Genomic DNA, 13,752 nt, shown 5'->3' with positions numbered 1-13,752 from the left:
TATTGGGTTGATTTGAGAAATTGTATTATTTTAATATGTTATTGTAAAATAAAATTTGGTTTTAATTCCGTTTTAAGGCCCATTTAACCCTGTTTTAACCCTTTTGTGGGCGTTTTTAGAATTTTCAACAGAATATAATTCCGTTTGTGTTTATTTTAGGTCGTTCGTCATTGAAAAATACCCTTCGTCATTAACTACTTTCAGGAATGGCAAAAACAGGCAATCTTTGTATCAACAAAAAGCAAAACACAAACAGAATTACAGCCACATACAAATAAATAAAACCATGAAATCGCTTATCACAACCATCGCATTAAGTCTTGTAGGTTTAACCACTGTAGCAGAAGCTCAACCTACTAGAAAGTTCACCCAAGCTGAATCTCAATTGTTGGCTACTTTGCCAACTGAAGATGCAAATGCTGCCACTTTCGTATCAGTTTCAACAATGACACCACAAATGCTGATTGCTTCATTGCCAGTAACTGATGAAAATATCGAAACTCCTGCTCCACGTATCAGTGGTGCAAAATTGTTGGCCTCTTTACCAACGGTTGACGAAAACCCAGGCTTGCCAATGGTAAAAATTAACTTTACAAAGTTGTTGGCAGCGTTGCCTACCGCAGATGAGTTTACTCAAACAACGGTTTTGATTGACAGCCCAGTGAATGTTGATACAAAAAGCCACGCAACGGCAGTTCGTTTGTCGGAAGAATAAGCCAAGCCGCTATACGATTCCAAAAATCAAGATCATAAAAAAAGCCCTCCTCTGAGCGATTCAGGGAGGGCTTTTTCTTTGGAAGAGATTCCTATTTTGTTTCTACATGTTTTCGTTCCGAAAAATCAGAATTAAAAAGCTTATCCCACAACTCCGAACTAACGCCGTATCCTTTATCGGGTTCGGCATAGTGGTGCAGCATGTGGTGTTTCTTTAGTTTCTTCCAAAAACCAGCTTTAAAGTTGGCATGATGTAAAGCGTAATGCGTCATGTCATAGAACAAGTACCCCGTAATAAAGCCTGCAAAGAAAGCAGCTACAACGTATTTGGTCATAAAAACAGTGAAGAGCAGATAAAACGCCGTTGCCAACGGGATACTGACCGACGGAGGCATTACCAAACGTTTGGCATCGTTGGGGTAGTCGTGGTGAACTCCGTGGAAAATGAAATGGATACGTTCCATCAATTTCCCTTTAGGCGTGAAATGGAACACAAAACGGTGCAGAAAATACTCCGTAAACGTCCAAATAAACAATCCACCAGCGTAATAGCTTAAAAAAGCCAGCCCACCTACTTGGCCTTCAAAGAGAGATTGCCAAGTAAAAAATAAAATAACGGGAATAAAGATAAATAACGGAACACTGTAGTGTACTTTGGAAAGAGCTTCCAACAAGTCGCTCTTGAACATTCGGGTAGATTCCGTTGAATTTGAAATAAAAAGCTTTGGCATATCAGGATGGTTTTATGCGTTGAACCATGGTTTTTCCTGAGACGACGTCAGTGCCTTTAAGTTCGATAAAAAGTACGTTGGGTGACCAAAACGAGCCTCCATCGATGCGGATAAAGACGCGACTCAGAACACATTCTTTTTTGTTGATATCGGTATAAACGTGGTACTTGTTATGGGCATCTTTTCGTAAATGCAGTGGTAGCTTAGAGTAAGCCACCGACCGCAAATCGTAACTTCCGTTGCTGTTGGCTTTGACATTGATGCCGTACGCAAACTTACGCTGGATAAAATTGAGTTCCTTGCGCATTCCTCCTTCGGGGTATCGAATCCAGAAAACGTGCACGGGGTCTTCGGCTTCAAAATTGCCGTTTTTATCCACATTTAGCTCATAGCAAATCGTGTTGGTATTGGGGTCGCGTTGGATATAAAATAGCAACCCTGGAATACCGTTGGGCACGGGAAACGTTTCGGGGTCGGGCAGCGGGGTATTGACCGCCGAGCTTTCGGGCGAAACGGCAGAAAACAAAAAAGGGATGGCTGTAAATAAAAAAACAAAAAGACTTTTCTTCATAATAACAAGGCTATTGAAGCAGGGCTTCCGACCACGAAAAGACCTTTCGGTATCCGTTGTGGGCACCAAACTTTAGTACGTTTTCTACTTTTTCAAAATCACTAGAAAATGGCCCCGATGCTTCGATTTTAATGGTGGCCATGGCGGCACCAAACTCGCCTGCTTCTTGGACGTGTGCCCCTTTGATGCGTTGATACAGATACCCCGCCATGTAGGTATCGCCGCAACCCGTAGCGTCGGCTACTTGGGAGGGGGTAAACGCAGGAATTTTGTGAAATACGCCATCGGTATAGATAACCGAGCCGTGGCTTCCCAAAGTGATGATTACTTCTTTAACGCCCAAATCGGCCAAGTATTCTGCCCCATCTTTCACGCGGTGGTGGCCAGTCAATACCTCCATTTCAAATTCGTTGGCTTTTAAAACACCGATATAAGGAAGCAATGCTTTTTTGTCGGCCCAATCGCGATAACGTACTTTTTTATTATCAACGTAACGCAAAAAGCCTTGAATATCCAACGAAACCATGCCGCGACGCGCTAGTTCTTTCACCAACTCCGCCGAAATATCATCGGAAAGAAGCGGGCCTAAATGGAAAATCCGCGCATCAAGGTCGGGGAGGGCGGGAACGTCAAAGGGCGTAGCTTTTTGCAAAACGTTTTGCTCACGGTGGTTTTGGTCAAAGCTGTAAATGTTTTCAAAATAGACCGTGTGCTCGCTAGGTAAGGCGAACACTTCGGTGCCTGATTTGCGCAAATCTGCCACTACTTTTAACTCTTCCGTCGCCACGGCCGTAACGAGGGCGTAGTTTATTTCGGCATTTTGCAATGCTTTTGAAAAGTAAAAAGAAGTGCCGCCAGGCATGTAGTTGGTTGATTTCGGGGTCACTACCTTATCGAGGGTAATGTGCCCAATAGTGCAAATGTCATACATGGTTGTTAACGATTTTGGTGTCTGTGCAAAGGGCTGCTCCCAACCCGCTCTTTGTGTCAAGGGCTGCTCCCAACCCGCTCTTTGTGTCAAGGGTTGCTCACAACCCGTTTTGTTCGTGTCAAAGGGTTGCTCACAACCCGCCTATTACCTCAGGAATCCGCGCAAAGTCATCTATTTCAACGTCAGCTTCAGAACTTACCTCGGTAGTTTCCCAACCTTTGACGTTGAGCCAAATGGTTTGACAACCAACGGTTTTGGCGGGTAAAATATCTTTGCTGTACGAATCGCCAATGACGACGCATTCGTCAGGCGAAAAACCCAGTTCTTGTACGCCCAAGGCATAAATGGCCGCATCAGGTTTCCGAACTCCCACAACCGCCGACTCAACGATGGTTTGGAAATACCCCGCAATTCCGAAGTCTTGCAAGACCGTGGATAAGTTTCCGTAAAAATTAGAAACCATTACCAAAGGATAGCGGTTGGCCAATTGAGCCAAAACGGGCGCTGCTTGCTGAACAGAGCTTTTGGCAAACTGATAACAATCGTGGGCAATGGCCTTGCCAAGTGAGGCGGGTAGGTCAATGCCTTCGTTGCGCAAAAACAAAAACTGCTGTTCTACCTTCAGTTGTAATGTATCTAAAAAAGTGTGCCGAGGCTCAATAATCGGGTGAATGGCCAAGGCCCTTTCTCCGTAGGAATAGGCTTTCAGAAAAACTGCTTCTGGTACACCTGCTTGGTGTTTTTCGTAGCTGTCCCAAAGTACCCTTCCCCAATGGAGGCCGTTGGTATCAATAGTGCCTCCGTAATCAAATAGCAATCCTTTTATCATAAGTAATGGTCTCTGTTAACAGTTAGTTGTTGTCCGTTAACGGTGTTAAATATCAGTAAGTGAGCTCTTCTTCTTCCTTCACAATAGGTTGTGCTTTTTTGGTTCTCATCATCAATAGCCCAATCCCAATCCAAACCACTTCACGGATGCGCGTTACCAACCCGATGAACACCCCCGCCGTGGCAGGCATACCCACGGCCGTCAGGGCCAGTGCCAAGCCACCCTCGCGGGTGCCGAGCTGCATGGGTAAAAAGAAAATAAGGTTGGCAAACAACGACGACCCAGAGCTGATAATCAGCGAATCGACGATGGACATATTGAGTCCAATGGCTTGGCCTGTAAAGTAAATTTCGGCACAACCCACCACGCGTCCTGCAAATTCGAGCCAAAGAGAAGCGTGAAAGCGAGGACGTCGTTCGGCGTAAAGAATCCGAATTTGGTCGTCGATTTCGTGCAACGTATCGGCTTTGTTGGCCAGCATGGCTTGTACTTTATTACCGACCCAAGGCAGGCGCGTCAGCAAGCGAAACGTACTGACAGTAAAGCCGCGCTTGTAGGCTCGCATAAACCAAAAGCCCAGTACCAGCCCCACCACCAGCATAATCAAACAACCCGTGAGCATCAAAGGAGCCAGCGGGACAAAAGCAAAAATGAGCAAGATGGACGCCAGCCAGAAAATCACGTGCGAAAACATGTGCATCAGGCTGTAGAGCAGCACCGATGAACTGGCTTTTTGGAGTCCCAGCGTGGGCTTTAGTTCCATAATGCGGTAAGGCTCACCGCCCAACGCCACAAAAGGCGTGATGTAATTAATCACATAGCCCGTAATGGTGAGCCGCAAAATTGACCCAAATGACAGATTACTTTGGGGTAAATTTGGCTCCTGAATGATGGCTTTGAACGCCAACGCATTGAGGATATAAATCACCAGCCAACTGCCAATGACGGGCACAAACCACCAACCTGTTTTTTGGATATTTTCCCAAATAACCTCAATACCCAAGCCATGCACCATGTACACCAGCGTACCGATGCCAATGGCCATGAACAGGATTTTGTAGGTAACAGCGTTGATTTTCACGTTAGGCGGTTAGTTTTTGGTAAAAATGACGGCTTACTTTTTCCTGACTTACGCACATGTAAATCAAAATGGGGTTAAGCACGAAAATGTCGAAGAGAAAGTAAATCCACGCTTGGTCGATGAAAAGCCACAAAAACAAAAACAGCACGCGGGTGTTGAATTGTACGATGTTGGTATATTTCATCAACGGCTTGTTCATCGCCCGAAAATCAGTGATAAGCCATTCGGGCAAGCCGTTTTGGAAACGCTCGCGCACGACACCCAAAAGTTTTTGAAGATTAGGCGAGAAGCTTTCTTGTAATTTGGTGTAATTGAGGTAATTACGGGCAACGAGTTTCGGGAAGAAATGGTTGCTCCACGAAAGGGTATCGTATTCTTTTTGCAAATCGCGGCTGTTGTCTAACTCACTCCCAGAAGTTCCTTTGATAAAAAACAAGTGAACATTTCGATAGTAATCAGCCATGGCTGATTGAACGATGTGGGATAATCCTGCCACTACGCCAGGTACCCAAATCAGAGCGCTCCAGCCTTCGTTTTGACTCCGCAAGCAGATAGCGACGTGAATGGCAATGAACCAAAAATCTCCCGCCAGCCCGTCCAAAATACGTCCCAGACGGCTTTTGTTATTGGTCAAACGAGCCAATTGCCCGTCGGCGCTGTCGAGGGAGTTGGCAAATACCAACGATAACATCCCGATGACGTTAATCCACAATTCTTGGTAATAAAAGAGAATCCCCGCCGCTACGCCAAAGAAAATACTGATGATGGTAACGGCGTTGGGCGTAATGCCGATTTTGGCGCAAAAAAGGGCAATTTGGTAGCCAATGGGGCGGTAAAACCAAATGTCAATTCGCTCTTCGGTATCGCTGGACTTGAGCGAACTTTGAAACGCACTTGCCTGAGGGGCTTGGGTATCTTTTGTCAATGTCTCCATTCGTTATCGTTAGTATAGGTAATGGTTAAAAAGTAGCAGCGAGCAACTGGTAACAACTAGCTCACAGCTACGGGCTGTAGCTCAAATTGCTCGGCAATGGCTTGAGCAATATAAACGGATGCTTCTTGGCGGCAAGGTGCAAAGCTTGGCCAGTCGTTGACGTCGATGAGGTGAAAATTACCGTGTTTGTCGATGATGGCATCGCCTCCGTAAATGTGAATGTTGAGCACTTCTGCCGAGGCGTTGGCGGCTTGTTGTAAGGCTTTTTCGTCAAACGGATAGTAAACTGATTGTCCGTTGATGTGTTCGTACTCGGCGTACTTGTGGTGGTTGTTGGCGTACGGATAAAACCAGAAGAAAAAGTCGGTGTTGCGTACGGCATAAAACTTCACCAAATCGCCACGAAGGTGCTCCGAAATAACGGCATCGGGAATTTCGCGCAGGGCATATTCTTGCAGCATTTCTTTGGCTTCTTCGGCAGTGGCGGCAAATGACACGTCTTCTTTGTGGATGGCGTGAAAATCTCCTCTTTTTACCCAAAAACCCTTTCCTGGAAGGTTTTCAAAAACATCGTTTCCGTCGTAATCGGTTGGGACAATGTAACTTTTTGGGTATGGAATCCCGTTTTCCAACAAATTTTTGGTCATGTTGGTACGGAAGCAGTTTTCAATCCCAAAGCCCGAATTGACGACGGTTTTGCCTTCGTTTTCAAGCTGTTGTAATTTCTTCACAACTCGTTTTTGGCGGGCCATGGTGAAAATATACTGTTGAGGGATTTCGGTGGCTGCCAAGAAGGTATCTTCGTCCCAAAGTTGGACAGAGTAACCCATTTTTTCGAGCTCTTGGGTAACCAAAGAAAAAATCGCGCCGTCGTTCCCGACGTGGTTGGGCGAAAATTTCTTGTTTCTAGTTACTCCGAGTAATGTAGTGGTTTTCATCGTAATAATAGTTGATGTCAAATGAGACCTTCCAAGTTTTGAACTTGCTTGTAACCAAACTTGGAAGGTCATGCTAAGTTCTCAAAAGAGACCTTCCAAGTCTAAGAAGGTCTTGTTAAGTTTCGCCTAAAAACAGTTCAGCGGTTGTAATGTCTCTTACGTGGTCGATATCGACGATTTTCTGGAAGGGAAACGCTTTTAATTGTAACCCTTCGGCGACTAAGTGGCGCTGAAAGTTGCGCATTCGATTGGTACCACTTTCGACCGCCTGCGTTACCTGCGCCAGGGCTTTGCTGCGTAAACAGTAAATACCGCCTGACACATAACGAATTGACGAGTCGTTTGTATCACAAAAATCAGTTATCCCTAGCTGTTCGTCAGTACGGACAAACAAGGGGCTTTCATCATCCACAAACGACGTAACCGCCATCAGTCCGTCGAGGGTAGTTTCTGCTTCAAAAGCCTGGATATATGCCTTGAACTCTTCTTCCTTAAATACAGTATCGGTGGTAGTTAAGCAAAAATCGTTGGGGGCTTCGGTACTTTTTAGTAATTCGTAAAAACTATGAAGCGAGCTAGGCGTTGTTTTTTTTACAATGTGAACAGGGACGGGATACTTGGCCTGCAACAAATGCGCTTCGAGCACGGCTGAGTTTTCGTTGATAATGATATGAACGGATTCGGCGCGGTTGCGGGCAAATACCGCAATCAGGCGGTCAATCAGCATTTCGCCGTGCAACTGCACCATGGGTTTGGGAAGGGTAAATCCTTCCTTCGCCAACCGCGAACCTTCTCCCGCTGCTATGATTCCATAATTCATGTTGTTGTTTGTGTCTCGTTTATCTATTAACTGTTAACGGGGTGTACGAGGTCTTTTACCACATAGTTCAGATAGTTTTTTTCACATAGAAAAAACATAGTGAACCGATTTCTATATTTTCTATGTGTTGATTCTAAGGTGTTCTATGTGTTAAAATAGACGTACATTTTAAAAATCAAGTCTAAAGCGTGTTCTTACTCCCCACTGAACTGTATTGGGGTTGTTGAGGTAACTAAAACGGCGTACCAAATCGACCCGAACTAATTTGAAAATATTGGCCACGCCAACGCTTCCTTCAATGTACGGTTGGCTGCCTAGGTTGTAGCTGATGCTACGTCCTTCCGAATCGACGGGGAAACGAAAAACAGACGCGCCTTTATTAGGATTATTTTCATCACGAAGGCCACCTACCAAGGCTTTTAGGCTCACCACTTCGCGCAATTTGAGTCGTTTTAACAATGGTATCTTGTTGAATAAGAAACCGTTGAAATAATATTGTACATCGATGCTCGCGTAGCGGTCACTTACAAACTCAAGGAAGTTCATCAAGTTATAAGAGTTCAATTGGTACGCGTAGGTTTGGTTGGCGCGGTGAATCATCAACAGCGGAAACGGAATGTTTTTGCCAAAAATGTAACCACCCTCGACCGTAACATCGGCAAAACCGTATTGTGACAGATAAACGCGCTTGGCTACATTTCCCGTAACCGTGTGGTAATCAGTTTCTCCCGATAATAGTCCTTTTATCCCAGCGTTGTAGCGCAACGTGAAAATGGGGTAACGATTGATAAGCGGAGTACGGTAGAGTTTTCCTTGATAAAATTGCTCGTTGGGCGCGTAGCGCAGCTCTAAGCTCAGTTCGGTATTGTTGAGTTGAGCTACATTTTGAGCGGCACCGTCGGTGGTTCGTTCGTATTTGAGAATGCCTGCGGGCGTTTGCGCCCACTGAGTAAAACCTAATTTATACGAAAAGTGATTAGTAAACTCGCGGATGTATTCCAACTTCAACACATCGTTGTACAGCCAACGGTTATTGTCGCCGCGTTTGAACGAGAGCAGGAAGTTATCTTCTTGGACAAACTGTAATTCTTGCCCAGGGATTTTGGTGTCGCGCTGATAACTCGCTCGAATGTAGTGCAGCGGAAAATGATAGACTGATTTATTGTTGAGCGAAAAGGTACTGCTCGCAAAATATTTCCACTTTTGGTCTTTGAAACCGTACGCTCCATACCCTTCAAAATAGAGCCGATTGCTGAGTTCGGTAGTGGTACGCCCGCCAAATCGGAGTCTAAAACCTTCTACGGGGTTGAAACTGTAAAACGTGTTGGCAGGCCCGATTTCTACTTTTCCAAACGATTTGTATCCCGCAAAAAACAAGGTTGTAATGTCCATGATTCGACGGAACGACGGGATGGTTTGCAAGGTATCAACGTTGCGGTAGATATTGCTCTCCATGCGGTCGAGGGGCAAGTGGCGCAAGTTTTGCCAATAGGCTTCATTGTTGGTATTTAGCTGGGCAAACGTCGGCGCATTTTCTTGGGCAGGGCCTTTGTAAAGGCTATCAGGACGGGGTTGGTTGGTTAAGAAGTTTTTGAAATTTACCACGCGCTGACCATACAAACCTGCGGCTTTTTCGCCCAACGAAAACTCCATCCCCAACGACGTTTTGCTGGGGCGGTAGCGTCCATCTTCCTCTTTTACAAATTCAATCTTGGCCTCAAGGTCACGCATGAAGTTGAGGTTAATGTCTTTGTTTACAGTCAAATACGCATTTTGAACGCTGTAATTTCCATCGAGAGTGATAAACAGTTTACCCTCAAAAAGCATGTCGGTTTTATTTCGTGGCACAAACCCAAGCTCAATCAACCAAGGCGTTTGGGTTTTGACGGTATCACGAATGAAAAACTTATAAAACGTAGGAGCGGTGTTGGCAATGGGACTCAAAAGCAAGTTGGTCGCAATTGAGATGTCATTTTTATAAATATCAATGTCTTCGTACAAGCGTCGGAAATAAGCATTTAGCCCATCGTTATCGATGAATTTTTGGTCAAATTCGGCCTTGCGGTCGGCCTGTACCCATTGTTTTTTGGTATAGGGGTTTTTGCGAAAATATACTTGTGATAGTTTCTCCTGCATGTAAGCGGGTAGCATATTTTTACCGCCCATCCCAACCGAATCTTGGGTTACAAACAAAAATTGATAATTACGAAAAATACGCTTGTCCTTAAATTCATCAGAAAGATTGCTCAGGGCGAGCGAGATTTTTTCGTACTGCTCGTACTCCACGTAGTCGTTTTGGGTCATGCGGTTCTGCTCTTTGTGGTCAATCACCTGACGAATGAGCTGAACTGCAGGATTATCCTTGTTGCGGTAGCGTGTGGTTTTTCCCTTAATGACAACCTCTTTGAGCAAAAGCGCATCCACCGCCATTTTGACGTTGATGGTTTGCGTATTACCTGGCGTAATCGTTTTTTCGATGCTTTGGTAGCCGATGTACGTAAATTTGATTTTAGGCTGTTTGTTGGGTACGTTGAGTGTGTATTGTCCATCGGCATCTGAGGTAGTTCCGATGGTCGTGCCTACTACCTGTACGTTGACAAAAGGTAGCGTTTCGCCCGTTTTAGCGTCCGAAATGACTCCTTTTACAACCGTTGCGCTTTGGCCGAAGAGAAGAGTAATCGGCAAAAGCAGCACTAATACGATGAGTGTGGTTATTCTTTTCATTTTGTTACTTCAAGAAGTCTTTGTCGTTCACGTCTGTTGCTGTAATGGTAATGGTTTTTATAATCGGTTGGCTATCAGAGCCATTGGTTTTCTTTATACCACGTTAGGGTTTCGAGAAGCCCTCTTTTTAAGTCATATTTTGGTTGATAGCCGAGTTGCGATTGGGCGGCGTCGATGCTACAAAACCAGTTTTGAGCCGTCAATTCTTTGAGTTTTTCGCGGTTTATGACGGGCGTATTTTTTGAAAATGTATAGCCTACTTCCAAGGTTGTTGCGACAATTTTCATCAACCCCAAAGGAATATGAATCCGAACGGGCTTTTTGCCACTCCATGCGTTGAAAATCTCGGCCAGTTCATAACGGTTGTATGCGCCTCCGTCCGATACGTTGAAGGCATGGTTGGCGGTGCTTTTGTGAAGCGCTGCTTTTACCGTTGCATCTGCTAAATCCTTTACGTAAACAAAGCTGAAACGTTGCGCACCACGGCCAATGTAGGCGTCGATGCCGCTGTTGAGGGTTTTGAAAAGGATAAACACATCTTTTTCGCGGGGGCCATAAACGGCCGTCGGGCGGATGATGGAGGTTCGCAACCCTTTTATTTCAGCTAAATAGTGCTCGGCCAATAACTTGCTTTTCCCGTAATCGGTGACAGGCATTGGTGGCGTATTCTCGGTAATCGGTTGTTTTTCAGAGTACGATAACGGCCCAAGGGCGGCCAAACTGCTCACAAACACAAACCGCTCCAACGGTTGACTGATTTGGCAGGCTGCTTCGGCCAACCGACGGGTATATTCGGCGTTGATGAGGTTGTACGTGGCACTGTCTTTGGCGCGCGTTGCACCTGCTGAGTGAATAATGTACTGGTATTGACCCTTCTCCAAAAACGACCGAAGCGCGTCGGTTGAACGGTAATCGGGATATACAAAAACAGGAGCTAAGGGTTCAAGGTGCGATACATCGCTCGATGGGCGCACTGCGGCATGGACTTCCAATCCCGCTTTTTGGGCTGCCTCAATCAAGTGGTATCCAATAAACCCGCTTGCCCCCGTTATCAATATGCGCCCGCTCATAGTTCTTTTTCGTACAACCGATACCGCTTGTATAATTTTGCGTTGATTTGTTCGATGGCGTGGTTCATGAGGTAATTGTCTTCAAGCATCCACGAACATTCGCCACCCGTAATTTTTGTTCCGTACGTATTTTTAATGATGGTACCGTACAAGCAAGCCTCAATGCCCAGTTTGCGGTAGTTTTCAAGAACGCCAAGGGCCAATACGCGCAAACGAGTAATGTTTTTGCGTTGGGTCAGCAACTTGAAAATCCCCGTTGGAAACAACCGACCTCGTTTGATTTTAATCAAGATTTGGTTGAGGTCTGGGACGCCGAGGGCAAAGCCGATGAATTCACCGTCTTTTTCGGCAACGAGGCAGAACCTGGGGTCGAGCAATAACTTCAAATCGTTGGCCAAAAAGTCAAACTCTTTGTCGGTCATGGGGACAAACCCTAAGTTTTTGTCCCAAGCCTTGTTATATACTTCACGAATCTTAACGGCCTCTTGTTTGAAGTCTTTGAGATTCACCTGACGAATCGTGATTCCTTTGTTTTTCAAACGGCTTTGCAATACCTCCAACAGTTTGATAGAGCGGTCGTTAGACTCGCTTACTTCCAACTCGTAGGCCAGCAAATCGGTCATTTTTCGCAACCCTATGCTCGACAACAACGTGTCGTAGTAGCGTGCGTTGTAGGTCATCATCACGATGGGGGGGCGTTCAAAACCCTCAACTAACACCCCAGAAGGGTCGTTGGTAGAAAAGTTAACGGGGCCAATAAGGCGTGTTAATCCTTTCTCTTTCAGGTGATTTACTGCGGTATCAATCAGTGCTTGGGCGACTTCTTGGTCGTTGATGCAATCAAAAAAACCAAAGAAACCGTCTTGTTTTCCCGTAAATGCGATGTGATTGCCATTGACAATTGCCGCAATTCGACCCACAATGTGGTTGTCTTTATAGGCTAAGAACAGCTTTACCTGCCCATGTTCGTGGAATGGATGCTTCTTGGGAGAAAGCATATCACGTTGGGCAATAAAGAGTTCGGGTACGTAATTGGGGTCGTTTTTATACAAATCGTGTGGAAAATCAATGAATTTTCCTACCTCTTTGCTAGACTCTACGGGGGCTATACGAATCATATATGTTGCTTTAGCGCTTCAGGACAAACTTTTTGGGCAACTCGTGCCAATTTATCCACGGCTTCTTCGATTTGGGTGAAGGTATGCGTGGCCATCAGCGAAAAGCGAATGAGGGTGTCTTCGGGGCGTACCGCTGGCGATACGACAGGATTGACAAATACGCCTTCGTCTTGTAAAAACTTGGTGATGAGGAACGTGCTTTCGTTGTCACGAATATAGATTGGGAGAATCGGGCTTTCGGTCGGCCCTAAATCAAACCCACTCAAGAGCAGCAGTTCTTTGGCATAGCGGGTATTGGCCCACAAACGCTCGATGTGGAACGGCTCTGACTCAATAATGTCGAGTGCCGCAATCGTACTCGCCGCCGTAGCGGGCGTCATGCTGGCGCTGAATATGAGCGAACGCGCACGGTGTTTGAGGTATTCAATGGTCTCGTTGTCGCTGGCAATAAACCCTCCCAACGATGCCAAGGACTTGCTAAAAGTACCCATAAACAAGTCGGTGTTGTCGGTTTCGCCAAAATGCGAGGCAGTTCCCGCTCCGCGTTCGCCAATAACGCCTAAGCTATGGGCATCGTCCACCAGCACAGACGCATCAAACTCAGCGGCTACTTTGTTGAGTGCGGGTAGGTTTACGATGTCCCCTTCCATGCTAAAAATTCCGTCGGTCGCAATGAGTTTCACGGCTTCGTCGGGCAGAAGGCTAAGCTTTTTGCGAAGGTCTTCCATGTCATTGTGGGCGTACTTAATGACCTTGGAAAACGACAACCGACTTCCGTCGATGATGGAGGCGTGGTTCATTTCGTCCAACAAAATGTAATCATGGCGACCTGTCAAGCTAGAAAGCGCCCCCAAGTTGGCCTGATAACCCGTGCTGAACAAGATGGCGGCCTCTTTTCCTACATAAGCGGCGAGTCGGCGTTCTAGCTCGATGTGAATGTCGAGCGTACCGTTCAAAAACCGTGAACCCGCACAGCCTGTACCGTACTTTTCAGCGGCTTTTTGAGAAGCCTCAATGATGTAGGGGTGGTTGGTTAGTCCTAAGTAAGAATTAGAACCAAACATTAAAACGGGTTTACCGTTGATGAGAACTTCAGTATCCTGCCCCGACTCGATTGGTCTGAAATAAGGGTAGATTCCTTTCTCTTTAGCAATCGCAGCGTCCTTAAACTCCGCGAGCTTGTTGCGTAATTTGTTTCCCATACTGTCAATAGCGTGTCAGACTTTGATAATACAACGGATCCGATGAAGCATCGGCACGTTGTTTTTGGTGTAATGGTGGTTAGGTAATG

The 13,752-nt window shown here is 45.8% G+C and carries 13 protein-coding genes; 1 reads left to right on the top strand and 12 read right to left on the bottom strand.

Annotated elements, in window-relative coordinates; all coding sequences use genetic code 11:
• Positions 1–226 precede the first annotated feature (226 nt).
• Positions 227–715: a hypothetical protein gene (locus tag AC23N5_RS05605; protein ID WP_487754798.1), complete on the top strand. Its 489-nt coding sequence runs from the start codon at positions 227–229 to the stop codon at positions 713–715.
• A 91-nt stretch (positions 716–806) separates the two neighbouring features.
• On the opposite strand, the gene AC23N5_RS05600 is transcribed toward AC23N5_RS05605, so the two are convergent.
• The 12 genes from AC23N5_RS05600 to spt all read right to left on the bottom strand — a co-directional run bounded on the left by AC23N5_RS05600 (position 807) and on the right by spt (position 13,663).
• Entirely contained in the window at positions 807–1,445 is a 639-nt protein-coding gene (locus tag AC23N5_RS05600) for a sterol desaturase family protein (RefSeq protein ID WP_183975551.1), read from the bottom strand.
• Between the two features lies 1 nt (position 1,446).
• Complete coding sequence (locus AC23N5_RS05595) at positions 1,447–2,016, bottom strand: DUF4833 domain-containing protein (protein ID WP_183975543.1); 570 nt, start codon at positions 2,014–2,016, stop codon at positions 1,447–1,449.
• 10 nt (positions 2,017–2,026) lie between these two features.
• A complete protein-coding gene (locus tag AC23N5_RS05590; protein WP_487754797.1) occupies positions 2,027–2,947 on the bottom strand; it encodes a PfkB family carbohydrate kinase in 921 nt (306 codons plus the stop codon).
• Between the two features lie 130 nt (positions 2,948–3,077).
• Complete coding sequence (locus tag AC23N5_RS05585; protein ID WP_487754796.1) at positions 3,078–3,776, bottom strand: HAD family hydrolase; 699 nt, start codon at positions 3,774–3,776, stop codon at positions 3,078–3,080.
• A 52-nt stretch (positions 3,777–3,828) separates the two neighbouring features.
• A complete protein-coding gene (locus AC23N5_RS05580; protein ID WP_487754795.1) occupies positions 3,829–4,857 on the bottom strand; it encodes a lysylphosphatidylglycerol synthase transmembrane domain-containing protein in 1,029 nt (342 codons plus the stop codon).
• A 1-nt stretch (position 4,858) separates the two neighbouring features.
• Positions 4,859–5,791 (bottom strand): CDP-alcohol phosphatidyltransferase family protein, encoded by a 933-nt coding sequence (locus tag AC23N5_RS05575; protein ID WP_487754794.1) that lies wholly within the window; start codon positions 5,789–5,791, stop codon positions 4,859–4,861.
• A 56-nt stretch (positions 5,792–5,847) separates the two neighbouring features.
• Positions 5,848–6,729, bottom strand: coding sequence for an ATP-grasp domain-containing protein (locus tag AC23N5_RS05570; RefSeq protein WP_183975535.1), 882 nt, complete (start codon positions 6,727–6,729; stop codon positions 5,848–5,850).
• A gap of 115 nt (positions 6,730–6,844) precedes the next feature.
• Positions 6,845–7,549 (bottom strand): nucleotidyltransferase family protein, encoded by a 705-nt coding sequence (locus AC23N5_RS05565; RefSeq protein WP_487754793.1) that lies wholly within the window; start codon positions 7,547–7,549, stop codon positions 6,845–6,847.
• A 168-nt stretch (positions 7,550–7,717) separates the two neighbouring features.
• Entirely contained in the window at positions 7,718–10,273 is a 2,556-nt protein-coding gene (locus AC23N5_RS05560) for a DUF5686 and carboxypeptidase-like regulatory domain-containing protein (RefSeq protein WP_487754792.1), read from the bottom strand.
• Positions 10,274–10,347: 74 nt separating this feature from the next.
• On the bottom strand, positions 10,348–11,343 hold the full coding sequence (locus tag AC23N5_RS05555; protein WP_487754791.1) for an NAD-dependent epimerase/dehydratase family protein: 996 nt from the start codon (positions 11,341–11,343) through the stop codon (positions 10,348–10,350).
• Positions 11,340–12,461 carry a hypothetical protein gene (locus AC23N5_RS05550; RefSeq protein ID WP_487754790.1) on the bottom strand — a complete coding sequence of 374 codons (1,122 nt, stop codon included), beginning with the start codon at positions 12,459–12,461 and terminating at the stop codon, positions 11,340–11,342. The genes AC23N5_RS05555 and AC23N5_RS05550 overlap by 4 nt, the downstream gene beginning before the upstream one ends.
• The gene (gene spt / locus AC23N5_RS05545) at positions 12,458–13,663 is read right to left on the bottom strand and encodes a serine palmitoyltransferase (RefSeq protein WP_487754789.1); all 1,206 of its coding nucleotides are present in this window, start codon (positions 13,661–13,663) and stop codon (positions 12,458–12,460) included. Before spt ends, AC23N5_RS05550 begins: the two co-directional genes overlap by 4 nt.
• Positions 13,664–13,752 lie beyond the last annotated feature (89 nt).

It is taken from the genome of Runella sp. R5_40, assembly GCF_057652295.1.
This window is presented reverse-complemented; position numbering and strand designations above follow the sequence as displayed.